We start from the raw sequence: 17,704 nt of genomic DNA on the forward strand, positions 1-17,704 counted from the left end.
ATGATCCTCTTTCCCGCAATCGACCTGAAGGACGGCCAGTGCGTGCGCCTGAAGCTTGGCGACATGGACCAGGCCACCGTCTACAATCCCGACCCCGGCGCGCAGGCGAAAGCCTTCGAGGATCAGGGTTTCGAGTGGCTGCATGTGGTCGACCTCAACGGTGCTTTTGCCGGTGAGACGGTCAACGGTGCTGCCGTCGACGCCATCCTCAAGGCGACGAAGAACCCGGTGCAGCTCGGTGGCGGGATTCGCACGCTCGACCATATCGAAAACTGGCTTTCGCGCGGACTATCCCGTGTCATTCTCGGCACGGTGGCGGTGCGCGACCCGGCACTGGTCATCGAAGCCTGCAAGCGCTTCCCCGGCCATGTCGCCGTCGGTATCGACGCCAAGGGCGGCAAGGTGGCGGTCGAGGGCTGGGCGGAAGCCTCGGAACTCGGCGTGATCGAGCTGGCGAAGAAGTTCGAGGGCGCTGGCGTCTCGGCCATCATCTACACCGACATCGACCGCGACGGCATTCTGACGGGCATAAACTGGGCTTCCACACTGGAACTGGCCGACGCCGTTTCGATTCCCGTCATCGCCTCGGGCGGCCTTGCTTCGCTGGATGATATTCGCCGCATGCTGGAGCCCGATGCCGCGCGTCTCGAAGGCGCGATTTCCGGTCGGGCGCTCTATGACGGCCGCATCGACCCGAAGGAAGCGCTGGCCTTGATTGCCGCTGCGAAGAAGGAGGCCGCGCTGTGACCCTGAAAGCTCGCGTCATACCCTGCCTCGACGTCAAGGACGGCCGCGTCGTCAAGGGCGTCAATTTCGTTGATCTCATCGATGCGGGCGATCCGGTGGAGGCCGCACAGGCCTATGACGCCGCCGGCGCCGACGAACTGTGCTTCCTCGACATCACCGCGTCCTCCGACAATCGCGACACGATCTTCGATGTGGTGCAGCGTACCGCCGAACATTGCTTCATGCCGCTCACCGTCGGCGGCGGCGTGCGCACCATTGCCGATATCCGCAAGTTGCTGCTATGCGGCGCCGACAAGGTTTCGATCAACTCGGCGGCGGTGAACAATCCGGATTTCGTGAACGAAGCCGCCGACAAGTTCGGCGACCAGTGCATCGTCGTCTCCATCGACGCCAAGCGTCGCCGCACGCAGGAAATCGGTGGCGACAACAAGAGCGCCTGGGAAATCTACACCCATGGCGGGCGCAACCCGACCGGCATCGATGCGGTGGAATTCGCGATCCAGATGGTCGAGCGTGGAGCCGGCGAACTGCTCGTGACCTCCATGGACAAGGACGGCACCAAGTCCGGTTACGATCTGGAACTGACCCGCACCATCGCGGATGCGGTTCGGGTGCCGGTGATCGCATCGGGTGGCGTCGGCAATCTCGACGATCTGGTGGCGGGTGTCACGGAAGGTCATGCGACAGCGGTTCTCGCCGCTTCGATCTTCCATTTCGGCACCTACACGATCGGTGAGGCCAAGCGCTACATGGCCGAGCGCGGCATTCCGATGCGGCTCGACTGACGGAGAGACAGGACATGACCGAGTTTACCCTTTCCGACCTTGAAAAGATCGTTGCGCGTCGTGCGCTCGCCTCGCCGGACGAATCCTGGACGGCCAAGCTTTACACGGCCGGCCAGCGCAAGGCCGCCAAGAAGTTGGGCGAAGAGGCGGTAGAAACCGTCATCGCAGCCATTGCCGGAGATCGTGATAACCTGACCGACGAAAGTGCAGACCTCCTTTATCACCTTCTGGTCGTTTTGAAGATTGCGGACATACCGCTTTCAGATGTATTGAAGGTATTGGAAAAGCGTACTGCGCAATCCGGCCTTGAGGAGAAGGCGAATCGTCGGGAGTAGTCTCCGGAGGAGTTGAGTATGGGCGCGATCAGGGAGGTAGAGGTGCCGGAGACACTGGACCATTTCCAGGCAAGCCGGTACTCGCCATATCACTTCTTTACCGCTGCGGAATGGGCAAAATTTCGTGCCGACACTCCGCTGACGCTGACCGAAGACGATATTAACCGCCTGCGTTCCATCGATGATCCGATCAATCTCGATGAGGTCCGGCGCATCTACCTGTCGCTGTCGCGCCTGCTCTCGGCCCATGTCGAATCCTCGCAGATGCTGTTCAACCAGCGCAACCAGTTTCTCAGCCTGTCGGATGCGGTGAAGACGCCCTTCGTGATCGGCATCGCCGGTTCGGTGGCGGTCGGCAAGTCCACCACGGCCCGTATCCTGAAGGAGCTTCTGGCCCGCTGGCCTTCAAGCCCGAAGGTCGATCTCGTCACCACGGACGGTTTCCTCTACCCGAACGCCATTCTGAAGGCGCGCGGCCTGATGGCGCGCAAGGGCTTTCCGGAAAGCTACAATACCGGGGCGCTGCTGCGCTTCCTCTCCGACATCAAGGCCGGTCTGCCGAATGTGAAGGCACCGCGCTATTCCCACAGCGTCTATGACGTGCTGCCGGATGAGCATACCATCGTCGATCGGCCCGACATCCTGATCTTCGAGGGCGTCAATGTTCTCCAGTCACGCCACCTGCCGGCGGGCGGCAAGATCGTGCCCATCGTTTCGGACTTCTTCGACTTCTCGATCTATATCGACGCCGACGAACACCTGATTCACAAATGGTATGTGGAGCGCTTCCTGCGCCTGCGCCAGACCGCCTTCCGTGATCCGCAGGCCTATTTCAACCGCTATGCCTCGATCAGCGTCGAGGAAGCTGTGTCGGTCGCCGAAGGGCTGTGGCACAACACCAACCTGAAAAACCTCCGGCAGAACATTCTGCCGACCCGTCCGCGGGCCGATCTCATTCTCCAGAAGGGTGAGAACCACACGGTCGAGAAAGTGGCGTTGCGCAAGCTCTGACCCTCAAGGTTCAGATCGCGGGGCGGTCATCTTGCCGCTCCATTCGCGCCAGAGCGCCCAGATGGCAAGCGTTGCCGGGAAAAGAACACCGATGGCGACGCCGCCCTTGATGATGAGTGCGTGAATGAATAGTGGCGCGATCCAGATCGGCACCAGTCCCAACCGGTTCATGCCCTTGTCATGCACAGCAAGCCACGCAACGGCAACGCCCAGTGGCACCATGTCATAGGAATATCCATAGGGTGTCGATACGATGGCGAGAACCGCCGTCAGGACAGCACGCTTCGCCACCGGCATTGTGGAGGCCGGCCGCCACATCACGACGCAGACGATGATCGCTGCCAGTGCGAAGGCCGCCTGCAGGGCATAGGCGCCCGCGAGATCGAAGCCAAGCCACCGCCCCATGATGAACGCCGTGGCGGCGTTACCGTGATAGGATTGCGGAAAGGGCGCCTCCAGAATGGCCGACATCAACGGTGCCGTCACGCCGAAGAAGTTTCGCCAGACATCGAAGCCAAAGACGAGGCCCGTTGCAAGGTTCAGACCGACAACTGTGAGGGCCGCTGAAAGGAAGGCCTTCCAGTTACGGCTCGCAAGCACGCAGAAAGGCACTAACAGCGCGAGATGCGGCTTGATGGCCATAAAGCCGATGAGGACGCCGGCGAGAATAGGGCGGCGCTCCAGATTGAGCAATCCACCGAGCAGCAACGCTGCCGTCAGTGCGCCATTCTGGCCAAAAGCAGCGTTCATCCAGACCGCCGGACCGGTGATCGCAAGCCAGTGCGCAAGAAGCGGCAAGGCAAGCGGCCGAATGGCGAAGTGGAGGCAGAGGATGGTGCCGAAGGTCCAAAGCAGATAGGCCGGCATGATCGGCAAGGCACCAAGCGGCACCGCCAGAAAGAACAGATTGGGCGGATAGCTCCATTCCTGATTCGGCAGGGCTTCGGAAAATGTCAGGCGCAACCAGGCGCGGTAATGGTCCGGTTCGAAAAGCCAGTCGACGTGACCATCCAGAATGAGCCGGCCTGCGCTCCAAAGATTGCTGAAATCCCAGTAGGGCGTGCTGCCCGTCGTTGCCGAAAGACCATCCGGTGCCAGTGTCCACAGTGTTGCAAAATAGAAAAGGCCCCAGCCATAGACAAACACCGTGACGATGATCGCGAGGCGAATATCCTGCCTTTCGGCACCCATGTTCATCATTCCCGAACCTTGCCAGCAGATCCCGATACCCGCCTGAGCGTGAGATTGATACGTCCACCATTTTTCAGAAGATCGGATGTGCCCGGATAAATACGGTCGACGCCGTGGAAGAACAGCCGGCCCTGCCCGCCAAGCACGAAGACATCGCCACTGGCGAGTTTCAGGGATTGCGTGCGATCGTTTCGCTCAAGGCCGCCGAGCCGGAACAGGCAGCTATCGCCCAGCGAAACCGAGACAACGGGGGCGGAGAAATCCTGTTCGTCGCGGTCCTGATGCAGGCTCATACGGGCATCCGGCGCATAGAAGTTGACAAGGCAGGCCTCCGGTTCCGGCGCATCCGGGGCAACATCACGCCAAAGATCGAGCAAGGCCTGGGGGATCGGTGGCCAGGCTTTGCCGGTTTCAGGGTGCAGCGGTTGATAGCGGTAGCCGCGCTCCTTATCGGTCACCCAGCCGAGTGAGCCGCAATTGGTCATTTTCACCGACATCGGCTTGCCGGTTCGCGGCATCCGCGGAACGAACAGCGGCCCGGCACTCACGACCGCACGAATCGTCTCCACCAGCGCGTCCTGCGCCGGTCGATCAAAATAGCCGGGAAGGAATCGCACACCCGGCGACAGGACCAGTTCTTTCTGCTTCATGACCCGCCACACTCAAAAGAAAACCGCCGCAAACCCCTGAGGATTCACGGCGGCGCGTTCAACCGGTTTGAATCAGGCTTCCAGTTCCGGAATGCGCAGAACCTGACCCGGATAGATCTTGTCCGGATGCGTCAGCATCGGCTTGTTCGCTTCGAAGATGATTGTATGCTTGGCGCCCTTGCCGGCGCCATACTGCGCTTCGGCGATCTTCCAGAGATTGTCGCCCTTCTTGACGGTGTAGAGCACCGGCTCCTTGGCGGCGGCTTCCGCGACCTTGAGTTCGGAGGCTTCAACCTTGGAAATGCCGAGCGTGTTGCCCACGGCAATCACGGCCTTCTCGAAGATGCTCTGGTCGGCCACGTCACCCTTGAGGACGACCTTGTCGCCTTCGACGGCAACCTGAACCTTGTCAGTACCGAGGCCGTGCGATTCCAGTTCCTTCTTCACGGCTTCGGCATCCGGTGCCTTCTCGCCTTCGTCGTCCACCAGGCCAAGCTTGACGCCGGCGCTCTTGATGAAGCTGAACAGACCCATGATCGTTTCTCCCTGCAGGTTGTTTCGATTCTCGTCATAAGAGAGAGCAGCGACAGGAAGATTACAAGGGTTCATCCCTCAAAAATGAGAGAAAAAAGCGAAACGGCCTTGGCTCATTCCGTCACAGGACGGCCCCGCATCTTCTTGACATCGGCCCTTCCGGACTTCTCCTTGAGGCGACGTTCGATCGAACCTTTGGTGGGTTTGGTCTTGCGGCGCGGCGGCGGCGGCGGGGCGGCGGCCTCCAGAAGAAGCTCGCGCAGGCGGACGCGGGCGTCCTCGCGATTGCGCTCCTGGCTACGGAAGCGGCTCGCCTCGATCATCAGCACGCCATCCTTCGAAACCCGGCTGCCGCCAAGCTTGATGGCGTTTGCCTTCACGCGATCATTGAGTACGGGCGAGGATGCAATATCGAAGAAAAGCTGGACCGCCGTCGACACCTTGTTGACGTTCTGGCCACCGGGACCACCCGCCAGCACGAACTGTTCGATAAGCTCCCACCCTGCAATCGTGATGCGACTGTTGATCACCAGGGGATCGCTTGCCATGTCCGTTTCTCCTTCGCTTTCCTTTCCATAGCCGGAGAAAGGCAAAAGAAAAACCCGGCTGGCGAACCAACCGGGTTTCACGTGAATCCAGTTCAGGATTTCGATCAGGCAGCAACCGGAGCTGCGGCCTTGACCTTGTCGTCGACGTGATCTTCGAACTTGGCGAAGTTCGCGACGAACATGCCGGCCAGCTTCTTGGCCTGCGCGTCGTAAGCAGCGCCATCGGCCCAGGTCGAGCGCGGATCGAGGATCGCGGTGTCGACGCCTTCGAGAGCCTTCGGAACCATGAAGCCGAAGTTTTCGTCCTTGCGGAATTCGACCTTGTTCAGTTCGCCCGAAAGAGCAGCCGTCAGGAGGGCGCGGGTTGCCTTGATGGGCATGCGCTTGCCGACGCCGTAAGCGCCGCCGGTCCAGCCGGTGGACACCAGCCAGCAGGTCACGCCGTGCTTGGCGATCAGTTCCTTCAACAGGGCGCCGTATTCAGCCGGGTGACGCGGCATGAACGGTGCGCCGAAGCAGGTGGAGAAGGTGGCTTCCGGTTCGGTGACGCCCTTTTCCGTGCCGGCAACCTTGGCGGTGTAACCGGAAAGGAAGTGGTACTCAGCCTGTTCCGGCGTCAGCTTGGCGATCGGCGGCATCACGCCGAAAGCGTCGGCAGTCAACATGATGATCGTCTTCGGATGGGGAGCAAGGCCGGTTTCCGACGCATTCGGGATGAAGTGCAGCGGATAGGCGCAACGGGTATTTTCCGTCAGCGAGCCGTCGTCGAAGTTCGGAACGCGGTTCTCATCGAGAATGACGTTTTCCAGAACCGTGCCGAAACGCTTGGTCGTGGCATAGATTTCCGGTTCGGCTTCGGCCGAAAGACGGATGGTCTTTGCGTAGCAGCCGCCTTCGAAGTTGAAGATGCCGTGTTCGCCCCAGCCATGTTCGTCGTCGCCAACGAGCGTGCGCTTCGGATCGGCAGACAGCGTGGTCTTGCCGGTGCCGGACAGGCCGAAGAAGACAGCCGCATCGCCGGCCGGGCCGACGTTGGCCGAGCAGTGCATCGGCATGACGCCCTTGGCGGGCAGCAGGTAGTTGAGGACGGTGAAGACCGACTTCTTGTTTTCGCCGGCATAGGACGTGCCGCCGATGAGAACGAGACCGCCTTCGAGGTCGCAGGCGATGACGGTTTCCGAACGGCAGCCGTGACGGGCCGGATCAGCCTTGAAGCTCGGCAGGTTGATGATCGTCAGCTTCTGCTTGAAGGTGGCGAGCTCTTCCTTCTTCGGACGGATGAGCAGATTGCGGATGAACAGCGCATGCCAGGCCAGCTCGGTGACGACGCGGGTCGGCAGGGCGTTTTCCGGATCGGCGCCGCCGATCAGATCCTGCACGTAGAGGCTCTTGCCCTTGGCGTGGGCAAGCATGTCGGCTTTCAGAACAGCAAAGTGTTCCGGCGACATCGGCTTGTTGTTGTCCCACCAGATCTTGTCTTCGGTCACGGCATCGCGAACGACGAACTTGTCCTTCGGGGAGCGACCGGTGTGCTGGCCGGTGATGGCGCGAACGGCACCGTCTGCGGTCAGATCAGCCTCGCCGGCACGAATCGACTCCTCGACCAGATAGGGCTCAAGGAAATTGTACTTCACAACGGCAGCACCTTCGATGCCAACCGCAGTTACGCTATTCGCCGGATTGAATACTCCGAGCTCCTCCATGCAGACGCCCTCCTTCGTTAAGGCCACAAATGCAAAGCTGGCGGGAACCTAGTTCCCAGCCTGAGAAAACGCAAGACCACCATGGTTAAAATCGCCAATAATTTCAAACAATTAATCGGTTTAAAACGAAACGGTCCTGTTTAAATCGTTTAAACGGAGCGCCCTTTTCGCCAAACTTGACGATCTACCAGTCAGGCGGATGCGACATTAAGCGGTCGCTTTTGTCTTTGCCACAATTTGTTCCACCTTTATACTCATGAAGACGCACCGGCGACTGTCGGCCTGGGCTGGGTAGAGAAATCCAGGAGATGCGCATTCGATGATGGCGGAGAACTTTAGCATGCAGACAATCGCGCTCGTTGACGACGACCGCAATATCCTGACATCCGTATCCATCGCCCTTGAGGCCGAAGGCTACAAGGTGGAAACCTATACGGATGGCGCGTCGGCGCTGGAGGGACTTTCCGCCCGCCCGCCGAACTTGGCGATATTCGACATCAAGATGCCGCGCATGGACGGCATGGAACTTCTGCGCCGGTTGCGTCAGAAGTCGGACCTGCCGGTGATCTTCCTCACCTCCAAGGATGAGGAAATCGACGAACTGTTCGGCCTCAAGATGGGCGCCGACGATTTCATCACCAAGCCCTTTTCGCAGCGGCTTCTGGTGGAACGCGTCAAGGCGATCCTGCGCCGCGTGGCCAATCGCGAGGCCGCTGCAAGCGGGACCGCCCCGGCAAAGCCGGCGCAGGGTGATCAGGCCCGCACGCTGGAACGCGGCCAGCTCGTTATGGATCAGGAGCGACACACCTGCACCTGGAAGGGCGAACCGGTGACGTTGACCGTTACCGAATTCCTTATCCTGCATGCGCTCGCCCAGCGGCCCGGCGTGGTGAAGAGCCGCGACGCACTGATGGATGCAGCCTATGACGAACAGGTCTATGTCGACGACCGCACCATCGACAGCCACATCAAGCGGCTTCGCAAGAAGTTCAAGATGGCCGATACCGACTTCGACATGATTGAAACGCTTTACGGCGTGGGATACCGCTTCCGCGAATCGGCCTGACTCTTCGGGCCGGCGAAAGCTCTGGATTGATCGATGGCGACAGTGGCGGACAGCAAGGTTGACAGGCAAGGCGAGGTTCAGGGAAACCGGTCCTCTCGCCGGGCGGGAGGGCGTATGCTCTCGCGCCCATTCACGCTCATCCGCCGTCTGTTCGGCAATGCCGTGTTTTCCAGCCTGACACGGCGCATCGTCTTCTTCAATCTGGCCGCGCTCGTGGTGCTAGTCGGCGGCATTCTCTATCTCAACCAGTTCCGCGAGGGCCTGATCGACGCCCGCGTGGAAAGTCTTTTGACTCAGGGCGAAATCATCGCTGGCGCGATCTCCGCCTCAGCGTCGGTCGATACCAACTCGATCACCATCGATCCGGAAAAGCTGCTGGAACTCCAGGCTGGTCAAAGCATCACGCCGGTGCCGAGCGACGAGAACCTCGATTTCCCGATCAATCCCGAGCGCGTGGCGCCGGTTCTTCGACGACTCATCTCTCCCACGCGGACGCGCGCGCGCCTGTTCGATTCCGATGCCAACCTGCTGCTCGACTCGCGGCATCTCTATTCACAGCGACAGGTTCTGCGTTTCGACCTGCCGCCCATCGACCCCACGAATGTCGGCATCAGCGACCGTTTCATGAGCTGGGTGAACCGGCTGCTCCAGCCCGGCAACCTGCCGCTTTACAAGGAATCGCCCGGCGGCGATGGCGCGATCTATCCCGAAGTGATGAACGCACTGACCGGCGTGCGCGGCGCGGTGGTGCGCGTTACCGAGAAGGGTGAACTGATCGTGTCCGTCGCCGTGCCGGTGCAGCGATCGCGCGCCGTGCTTGGCGTCCTTCTGCTTTCGACCCAGGCCGGCGATATCGACAAGATCGTCCATGCCGAACGTCTTGCGATCATGCGCATGGCTGGTGTCGCCACGCTCGTCAACATCGTTCTGTCGCTGATGCTCTCTTCCACCATCGCCAATCCCCTGCGCCGGCTTTCAGCGGCAGCGGTTCGCGTGCGGCGCGGTGCCAAGCAGCGCGAGGAAATTCCGGATTTCTCCATCCGTCAGGACGAGATCGGTAATCTTTCGGTGGCACTGCGCGAGATGACGACGGCGCTTTACGACCGCATCGACGCCATCGAAAGCTTCGCCGCCGATGTCAGCCACGAGTTGAAGAACCCGCTTACCTCGCTGCGAAGTGCCGTCGAAACGCTGCCGCTGGCAAAGAGCGAGGATTCCAAGCGCCGCCTGACGGACATCATCCAGCACGACGTGCGCCGTCTCGACCGGCTGATCAGCGATATCTCCGACGCGTCGCGGCTCGATGCGGAGCTTGCCCGTGCCGATGCCGCGCCTGTTGATCTGGAAGTGCTGCTTTCCAACCTCGTCAACATTTCCCAACAGATTCGCAACCACAAGAAGCCGGTCGAGCTGGACTATATCATCGACCAGAAACCCGGCAGCCGCGTTGGCTTCACCGTCAATGGCCACGACCTGCGTCTTGGCCAGATCGTCACCAACCTCATCGAGAATGCCCGCTCCTTCGTGCCGGAGAAGAATGGCCGCATCACCGTGCGTCTTTCACGGACCAAGGATCGCTGCATTGTCCAGATCGAAGACAACGGCCCTGGCATTCAGGCCGAGGATATCGACCGCATCTTCGAACGCTTTTACACCGACCGGCCGGAGGGCGAGAGCTTCGGCCAGAATTCAGGGCTCGGCCTTTCGATCAGCCGCCAGATTGCCGAGGCGCATGGCGGAACGCTGAAAGCGGAAAACATGCACGACGCCGACAGCGACAAGGTAACCGGCGCGCGCTTCGTCCTCTCGCTCCCGGCCCTGCAGAAAACGGCGTGAGGCGGCGATGGCCGAAACACCCGCCCCGGCCAGCAATGTTCACGCTACGGCCATCGTTGTCGGCACCGTCGGGATCGTCTTCATCGGCCCCTCCGGCAGCGGAAAATCGAAACTCGCCTTTGCCTGCCTTGCGGCGGCCCGGCGCGCGAGGCTTTTCGCAGCGCTGATCGCCGACGACCAGATCTTTATCGAAGGCGTGAACGGCCACGTCATCGCCCGGCGGCCCGAACCCATTGCCGGCCTGATGGAGTTTCGCTGCACCGGCATCGGCACGGTCGAAAGCCTGCCGCATGCGCTCATGCATCTTGCAGTGCACCCCGTGATTTCCGCCGAAAGTGAGCGTCTGCCCGCCGAAAACGAGACCGTGACCCTCACCGGAACTATCTCGCTCCCCTTGTTGCGACTTCCGGTTGACACCCTTGATCCCCTCGCGGTTTTGGGTGTTTTCCAACGGGAATTGCACTTCTGGTAGGCGAAAGTCGGCCGGGAACCTTGGTACAAGCCTCTATTTTTGGCTTGCACTTCACATTTTCATCGCCAAGATACTCGTCCACCGATGGACAGCCATTCTGCATTGCGTTATCGGGCATTCAGTCTGCGCTGTGGGGAGACGAGTAATATTATGATCGGACTAGTGCTGGTGACGCATGGCAAGTTGGCGGAAGAGTTCCGTCTGGCTCTGGAACATGTCGTCGGACCCCAGCAACTCATCGAGACGATTTGCATCGGCCCCGAGGATGACATGGACCAGCGCCGTCAGGATATCGTTGCCGCCGTGGAGCGCGCCGATACCGGCCATGGCGTCATCATCCTCACCGACATGTTCGGCGGAACCCCCTCCAATCTTTCGATTTCGGTCATGAACACTGGCAAGGTGGAAGTGATTGCCGGCATGAACCTGCCCATGCTGATCAAGCTCGCCGGCATTCGCGCAGATAACGATATGGAGAAGGCGCTGCTTGAATCATCGGAAGCCGGACGCAAATATATCAATGTCGCAAGCCGTGTTCTGAGCGGCAAATAGAGCAATTCCAGCCTATGTGCTGAAAAGGATTTCGATGACGTCGCTCTCGCGCGAACTCCCCATCATCAACAAGCGCGGACTGCACGCGCGTGCTTCGGCAAAATTCGTGCAGACGGTCAGTGCCTATGACGCCAACGTCACCGTTTCCAAGGATGGCATGTCGGTGGGCGGAACGTCCATCATGGGCCTGATGATGCTGGCTGCCAGCCCCGGCTGTTGCGTCATGGTTTCCGCGACCGGAAACCAGGCCGTGGATGTTCTCGACGCGCTTGAACGCCTCGTCGCCGACCGCTTCGGCGAGGAAATGTAACTTCAGCCCGATTTTGGCAATATTTTTTCCATGCACCCGATTTCGTGCATGTTGAATCCCGTTTGCCCTGCATTCACCAAGGACATAAAGACATAAAGACATAAAGACTTCTTTATGTCGGAATTGCCAGACGCGACAAAGCCTGATATTGCCTGTCTCCAGTCCTGCCCGCTTCGGCGGGTTCATCGCATGCCGCCCTGTCGAACACAGGCGTTGCGGCCAAACGCATCCATTCAGGAGACAGTCATGAGCACCGACAAGGATTACATCGTTGCCGATATCGAGCTTGCCGCTTTCGGCCGCAAGGAACTCGACATTGCCGAAACCGAAATGCCGGGTCTGATGGCCTGCCGCGCCGAATTCGGCGAAACGCTGCCGCTGAAGGGTGCGCGTATTTCCGGCTCGCTGCACATGACGATCCAGACCGGCGTTCTGATCGAAACACTGAAGGCGCTCGGCGCAGAAGTACGCTGGGCTTCGTGCAACATCTTCTCGACGCAGGACCATGCCGCCGCGGCCATTGCCGCCGCCGGCATTCCGGTCTTTGCCGTGAAGGGTGAAACGCTGACGGAGTACTGGGAATATACCGACCGCATCTTCCAGTGGACCGATGGCGGCTTTTCGAACATGATCCTCGACGATGGCGGCGACGCCACCATGTACATCCTGCTGGGTGCCCGCGCCGAAGCCGGTGAAGACGTGCTGTCCAACCCCGGTTCCGAAGAGGAAGAAATCCTCATCGCGCAGATCAAGAAGCGCCTGAAGGCTTCCCCGGGCTGGTTCACCAAGCAGCGCGCCGCCATCAAGGGCGTTTCCGAAGAAACGACCACGGGCGTGCACCGCCTCTATGAACTGCAGAAGAAGGGTCTCCTGCCCTTCCCGGCCATCAACGTCAACGATAGCGTCACCAAGTCGAAGTTCGACAACAAGTATGGCTGCAAGGAATCGCTGGTTGACGGCATTCGCCGCGCCACCGACGTGATGATGGCCGGCAAGGTCGCCGTGGTCTGCGGTTACGGTGACGTCGGCAAGGGCTCCGCTGCCTCGCTGCGTGGCGCCGGCGCCCGCGTCAAGGTCACGGAAATCGACCCGATCTGCGCGCTTCAGGCCGCCATGGACGGTTTCGAAATCGTCCAGCTCGAAGATGTTGCTTCGACCGCCGATATCTTCATCACGACGACCGGCAACAAGGACGTCATCCGCATCGAGCACATGCGCGAGATGAAGGACATGGCGATCGTCGGCAATATCGGCCATTTCGACAATGAAATTCAGGTTGCAGCGCTGCGGAACCTCAAGTGGACCAACATCAAGCCGCAGGTCGACATGATCGAGTTCCCCTCCGGCAACCGCATGATCCTGCTGTCGGAAGGCCGCCTGCTGAACCTCGGCAACGCCACCGGCCACCCTTCCTTCGTGATGTCGGCTTCGTTCACCAACCAGGTTCTGGCGCAGATCGAGCTTTACACCAAGCCGGATGACTACAAGAACGAGGTCTACATCCTGCCGAAGCACCTCGACGAGAAGGTGGCTCGCCTGCATCTCGACAAGCTCGGCGTGAAGCTGACCGAGCTTTCGGAAGAGCAGGCTGCCTATATCGGCGTGTCCACCACTGGTCCGTTCAAGGCTGAACACTACCGCTATTAATTAGCGCACATTCATCCACAAGATATAGAAGCCGCGACCTTGACAAAAGCCGCGGCTTCTTTTTTGCCCCACTCCCTTCCCGTGGATTCCCTAAAGAAGTATCTTTTTGAGACTTGATTCGCGCATTCTTGGCGGAGTTCTGCGCGAAAATGGGATGTCTTGTCGAAATGCGGCACAAGGGACGGAGACAGACCGGATATGACGGTTCATACAAAAGGCCAGCTCTCGGGCGCGGCCGCCAACGACGGTAATGAGGACCGTCGCGCCAAGACCGGAAACGGTATCGGCACAATTCTGAAAAAGGTCTTCGGCAAGCCTGTCGTCCAGCGACGGGTGCCAACGATCACGGCCTTCCTTTCGGGCACAGCGCTGTCAGGCTTTGCGGCTTCGGCACAGGCGCAGCAGGCGGAGCCGATTGCGGCTCGGCTGTTTTCCTCGGCGGAAATGGCAACCTTCTCGCTGGTTCTCGGCGTGCTTTCGGCAACGCTTCTTTCCACCGTCTGGTTCATTCGCCAGCGCGGCAACATGGAAACGGAAGCGCGTGAAATCCGCTCGGCGCTCTCTGACGCTCAGCATCGCATTTCGCGTTACGAAGCGCTGATCGCCGACAAGAACAGGCGCATCGTCATCTGGGACGGCGCGAATTCGAAGCCGGAAATTCTCGGCGCTCTGCCGGCTGAAACCGGTGCTCCATCCAGCAACAGTGATTTTCTCGCCTTCGGGCGCTGGCTGAAGGCGAGCTTTGCGGGCGATCTGGAAAAGGCGATCGAGACGCTGCGCACCGATGCCCGCAGCTTCGACATGGTGATCGAAACACAGCGCGACGAGGTACTGGAAGTGCAGGGCCGGGTTTCCGGTGGCCGCGCCTTCGTACGCTTCATCGCTCTCAACAACCTGCGCGCCGAGCTTGCCGAACTCAAGATCGAGCGCGACCGGCTGCAGACTTCCATTTCCATTTTCCAGGACCTTCTCGATTCCATCGAGCAGCCGGTCTGGCAGCGCGGTTCGGATGGCAAGCTGCTGTGGGTCAACCACGCCTATGGAGAGGCCGTCGAGGCGGATACACCGCAGACTGCCGTGCGCGAAAACCGCGAGATCCTGACCACGGTGAGCCGCGAGAAGATCCGCGCCAGTGCCACGCCGGAATCGCCCTTCCAGGGCACGGTTTCGACCGTCGTGCGCGGCAACCGCACCTTCTATGACGTGGTGGATGTGAAAAACGCCACGGGATCGGCCGGTATTGCGGTGGACGTTTCGTCCGTCGAGGCCGTGCGCGAGGAGTTGAAGCGCACCTTGCGGGCCCACGCCGAAACGCTCGATCATCTGGCGACCCCTGTCGCGATCTTCGATGGCGAACGCCGCCTGCAATTCTACAATCAGGCCTTCCTGCAGCTCTGGGAACTCGACATGGCGTTCCTGGAATCGGCACCGGACAATAACGAACTGTTCGAGCGCCTGCGCAGCGCCGGCAAGCTGCCGGAACAACTCAACTGGAAGAGCTGGAAGGAAAACGCCCTTTCCGTCTACCAGGCGCTCGATACGAAGACCGATCTCTGGCACCTGCCGAACGGTCAGACGCTCCGCGTCATCGCCACCGCGCATCCGCAGGGCGGTGCAACCTGGGTGTTCGAGAACCTGACCGAGCAGGTCGATCTGGAAACCCGCTACAACACGCTGCTGCGTGTTCAGGGCGAAACCATCGACCATCTGTCCGAAGGCGTTGCCGTGTTCGGGCCGGACGGACGCATCCGCCTGTCGAACCCCGCTTTCCGGGCACTTTGGGGCGTGACCGCCGAACAGGCCAAGCCCGAGACCCATATCCGCGCCATCGAAACGGCGTGCGCGCCATCCTACGACAAGCCGGACGGCTGGCGTCGCTTCGGTCAGATGATCACCAGCTTCGACGACGAGCGTCCTTCGCTGGATGGCACGCTGGAGCTTTATTCCGGCCTCGTGCTCGACTACGCCGTCATTCCGCTACCGAATGCCCAGACCATGCTGACCTTCGTCGACATGACCGACAATGTGCGTGCGGAACGGGCGCTCAAGGAAAAGAACGAGGCGCTGACCAAAGCCGACGAGCTGAAGAACGATTTCGTCCAGCATGTTTCCTATGAGCTGCGTTCGCCGCTGACCAATATCATCGGCTTCACCGACCTGCTGAAATCGCAGGTGGTTGGCCCGCTCAACGAGCGCCAGTCGGAATATGTCGACCATATCTCGACCTCTTCCGCCCTGCTTCTGACCATCGTGAACGACATTCTCGATCTCGCGACCGTCGATGCCGGCATCATGTATCTCAACTATCAGGACACCGATCTGGACGATCTGCTGGACGATGTGGCGATGCAGATCGCCGACCGGCTTCAGGAGGCGGGCGTGACGCTGGAAATCGTGGCGCCGGCGCATCTCGGCTCCATGGTTGCCGATCCGCAGCGCCTGAAGCAGATTCTGCTCAAGCTTCTGAGCAATGCGGCAAATTTCGCTCCGGAAGGCTCGGTCATCTCGCTGACCTGCCAGCGCGAAGGTCAAGATTTCACCTTCTCGGTGGCCGACAAGGGTCCGGGCATTCCAGAGGACATGATCAAGGCCGTATTCAATCGCTTCAATGCCGGCACCGGTGGCGGCAAGCGCAGCGGTGCGGGGCTTGGTCTTTCCATTGTCGAAAGCTTCGTCAGCCTGCATGGCGGCACTGTCTCCATCGACAGCGCGCCCGGCAAGGGCACCATCGTCCATTGCCGCATTCCCAATGCAGCCGAACCGGACACCAGAAGCGCTGCCGCAGAATGACAGAAGCCGTGCAAACCTTCACGCTGACGCTTGCGGGCGAGGCCGATACGATCCGGCTCGGCGAGGATCTGGCGCTGGCGCTGAAACCGGGCGATTGTCTGGCGCTGTCAGGCGATCTCGGCGCGGGTAAGTCGACAATGGCGCGCGCCTTCCTGCGCGCCATGGCGAACGATCCCTATCTGGAAGCGCCAAGCCCCACCTTCACGCTGGTGCAGAGCTACGACCTGCGCCTGCCCGTCGCCCATTTCGACCTCTACCGCATCGCAGACCCCTCGGAACTCGATGAACTCGGGCTGGACGAGGCACTGGACCATGGCGTGGCACTGATCGAATGGCCGGAAATGGCAGGCAACGCGCTGCCAAAAAACGCTATCCGTCTGAGACTGGAACAGGACGGTGAAGGCCGTCGCGCGACCATCATTGCCAGCGAACCGCAGGCCGGGCGCATCGCCCGCAATCGTCTCATCCGTGCCTTTCTCGATAGCCATGACCATGCCGGGGCCGCGCGCCGCCACCTGACCGGCGACGCCTCGACGCGGGCCTATGAATATATCATCGAAGCGGACAAGCCGCGTCTGATCCTGATGGATGCGCCGCGCCAGCCGGACGGCCCGCCGATCCGCGACGGAAAGCCCTACTCACAGATCGCGCATCTGGCCGAAGACGTCTATCCCTTCGTGGCCATCGCCCGCACGCTGAAAGCGCAGGGATTGGCCGCGCCTGAAATCTACGGCAGCGATTACGAGGCCGGTCTTCTTCTGATCGAAGATCTCGGCACCGAGGGTGTTCTGGATGGGCAGGGCAAGCCGATCCCCGAGCGCTACCGCGAAAGCGTCGCCTGCCTCGCGCATCTGCATTCCATGCAGTTTCCGCGCGAAATCCGCGTCACCGACAGCCACGTTCATCGCATTCCCGACTATGACGCGGGGGTAATGAAGATGGAGGCCGAGCTGACGCTCGACTGGCATCTGCCATGGAAGCGTGACGGCAAGGGCGCAACCGACGAGGAGCGCGCCGATTATCTCGCCATCTGGGATGGGCTGATTGCCGAACTCGCCAATGCCGAGACCAATCTGGTGCTACGCGATTTCCATTCGCCCAACATCATCTGGCGACCGGAAGCCCAAGGCATTGACCGCGTGGGTCTCATCGACTTTCAGGACGCGATGATCGGGCCAACCGCCTATGATCTCGTCTCCATCGTGCAGGATGCGCGCGTGACCATCGAGCGCGATCTCGTCGATGTGATGATGGCCGATTACGTGACGCTTCGCCATGTGCAGGGCGGTTTCGACGAAGCGAATTTCCGCAAGGCCTGGGCGATCATGGCGGCGCAGCGCGCCTCGAAGCTCAACGGACTGTGGGTGCGGCTGTGGAAGCGCGACGGCAAGGACGGTTACATGAAGCACATGCCGCGCACGCTGTGGCATCTTCAGGTGGCGTTCGAACATGAGGCCCTTGCCCCCTTGCGCGAATGGTGCGCACGGGCTGGAATAGGCACCGTCGAATCATAGAACCGGCAAGGCG

General features: G+C 60.5%; 17 protein-coding genes. 12 read left to right on the forward strand and 5 right to left on the reverse strand.

From position 1 onward, the window contains the following. Genes hisA through coaA form a run of 4 tightly spaced genes read left to right on the forward strand, consistent with a single transcriptional unit; the run spans position 1 to position 2,878 of the window. Positions 1-747 carry a 1-(5-phosphoribosyl)-5-[(5-phosphoribosylamino)methylideneamino]imidazole-4-carboxamide isomerase gene (hisA, locus tag GGQ66_RS13025; protein ID WP_183793156.1) on the forward strand — a complete coding sequence of 249 codons (747 nt, stop codon included), beginning with the start codon at positions 1-3 and terminating at the stop codon, positions 745-747. Continuing rightward, positions 744-1,532 (forward strand): imidazole glycerol phosphate synthase subunit HisF, encoded by a 789-nt coding sequence (hisF, locus tag GGQ66_RS13030; protein WP_183793157.1) that lies wholly within the window; start codon positions 744-746, stop codon positions 1,530-1,532. The genes hisA and hisF overlap by 4 nt, the downstream gene beginning before the upstream one ends. A 14-nt stretch (positions 1,533-1,546) precedes the next feature. Then, the gene (locus GGQ66_RS13035; protein ID WP_183793158.1) at positions 1,547-1,867 is read left to right on the forward strand and encodes a phosphoribosyl-ATP diphosphatase; all 321 of its coding nucleotides are present in this window, start codon (positions 1,547-1,549) and stop codon (positions 1,865-1,867) included. A gap of 18 nt (positions 1,868-1,885) precedes the next feature. Further along, positions 1,886-2,878: a type I pantothenate kinase gene (coaA, locus tag GGQ66_RS13040; RefSeq protein ID WP_370686345.1), complete on the forward strand. Its 993-nt coding sequence runs from the start codon at positions 1,886-1,888 to the stop codon at positions 2,876-2,878. Between the two features lie 3 nt (positions 2,879-2,881). Here coaA and GGQ66_RS13045 read toward each other — a convergent pair whose 3' ends face one another. The 5 genes from GGQ66_RS13045 to GGQ66_RS13065 all read right to left on the reverse strand — a co-directional run bounded on the left by GGQ66_RS13045 (position 2,882) and on the right by GGQ66_RS13065 (position 7,504). Beyond that, positions 2,882-4,069, reverse strand: coding sequence for a glycosyltransferase family 87 protein (locus tag GGQ66_RS13045; RefSeq protein ID WP_183793160.1), 1,188 nt, complete (start codon positions 4,067-4,069; stop codon positions 2,882-2,884). Between the two features lie 5 nt (positions 4,070-4,074). Further along, complete coding sequence (locus GGQ66_RS13050; RefSeq protein ID WP_183793161.1) at positions 4,075-4,719, reverse strand: alpha-ketoglutarate-dependent dioxygenase AlkB family protein; 645 nt, start codon at positions 4,717-4,719, stop codon at positions 4,075-4,077. A gap of 72 nt (positions 4,720-4,791) precedes the next feature. Beyond that, complete coding sequence (lysM, locus tag GGQ66_RS13055; RefSeq protein ID WP_183793162.1) at positions 4,792-5,253, reverse strand: peptidoglycan-binding protein LysM; 462 nt, start codon at positions 5,251-5,253, stop codon at positions 4,792-4,794. Positions 5,254-5,366: 113 nt separating this feature from the next. Then, positions 5,367-5,801, reverse strand: a complete 435-nt coding sequence (gene arfB, locus GGQ66_RS13060; protein ID WP_183793163.1) for an alternative ribosome rescue aminoacyl-tRNA hydrolase ArfB — start codon at positions 5,799-5,801, stop codon at positions 5,367-5,369. Positions 5,802-5,905: 104 nt separating this feature from the next. Then, positions 5,906-7,504, reverse strand: a complete 1,599-nt coding sequence (locus tag GGQ66_RS13065) for a phosphoenolpyruvate carboxykinase (protein ID WP_183793164.1) — start codon at positions 7,502-7,504, stop codon at positions 5,906-5,908. A gap of 340 nt (positions 7,505-7,844) precedes the next feature. On the opposite strand from GGQ66_RS13065, the gene GGQ66_RS13070 reads away from it, so the two are divergent. The 8 genes from GGQ66_RS13070 to tsaE all read left to right on the forward strand — a co-directional run bounded on the left by GGQ66_RS13070 (position 7,845) and on the right by tsaE (position 17,691). Next, positions 7,845-8,570 carry a response regulator transcription factor gene (locus tag GGQ66_RS13070; RefSeq protein WP_183793165.1) on the forward strand — a complete coding sequence of 242 codons (726 nt, stop codon included), beginning with the start codon at positions 7,845-7,847 and terminating at the stop codon, positions 8,568-8,570. 114 nt (positions 8,571-8,684) lie between these two features. Then, positions 8,685-10,406, forward strand: a complete 1,722-nt coding sequence (locus tag GGQ66_RS13075; RefSeq protein ID WP_183793166.1) for a sensor histidine kinase — start codon at positions 8,685-8,687, stop codon at positions 10,404-10,406. A gap of 7 nt (positions 10,407-10,413) precedes the next feature. Beyond that, entirely contained in the window at positions 10,414-10,878 is a 465-nt protein-coding gene (locus GGQ66_RS13080) for an HPr kinase/phosphorylase (protein WP_183793167.1), read from the forward strand. A 150-nt stretch (positions 10,879-11,028) separates the two neighbouring features. Next, a complete protein-coding gene (locus tag GGQ66_RS13085; RefSeq protein ID WP_183793168.1) occupies positions 11,029-11,430 on the forward strand; it encodes a PTS sugar transporter subunit IIA in 402 nt (133 codons plus the stop codon). A gap of 34 nt (positions 11,431-11,464) precedes the next feature. Beyond that, the gene (locus GGQ66_RS13090; RefSeq protein ID WP_183793169.1) at positions 11,465-11,740 is read left to right on the forward strand and encodes an HPr family phosphocarrier protein; all 276 of its coding nucleotides are present in this window, start codon (positions 11,465-11,467) and stop codon (positions 11,738-11,740) included. 246 nt (positions 11,741-11,986) lie between these two features. Further along, entirely contained in the window at positions 11,987-13,387 is a 1,401-nt protein-coding gene (gene ahcY, locus GGQ66_RS13095; protein ID WP_183793170.1) for an adenosylhomocysteinase, read from the forward strand. Positions 13,388-13,585: 198 nt separating this feature from the next. Continuing rightward, positions 13,586-16,177, forward strand: coding sequence for a PAS domain-containing sensor histidine kinase (locus GGQ66_RS13100; protein ID WP_183793171.1), 2,592 nt, complete (start codon positions 13,586-13,588; stop codon positions 16,175-16,177). Further along, positions 16,174-17,691 (forward strand): tRNA (adenosine(37)-N6)-threonylcarbamoyltransferase complex ATPase subunit type 1 TsaE, encoded by a 1,518-nt coding sequence (gene tsaE / locus GGQ66_RS13105; RefSeq protein WP_183793172.1) that lies wholly within the window; start codon positions 16,174-16,176, stop codon positions 17,689-17,691. Before GGQ66_RS13100 ends, tsaE begins: the two co-directional genes overlap by 4 nt. The last annotated feature ends 13 nt before the right edge of the window (positions 17,692-17,704 follow it).

The sequence above is a fragment of the Allorhizobium borbori genome (genome assembly GCF_014196535.1).
In the GTDB taxonomy this organism is placed as follows: domain Bacteria; phylum Pseudomonadota; class Alphaproteobacteria; order Rhizobiales; family Rhizobiaceae; genus Ectorhizobium; species Ectorhizobium borbori.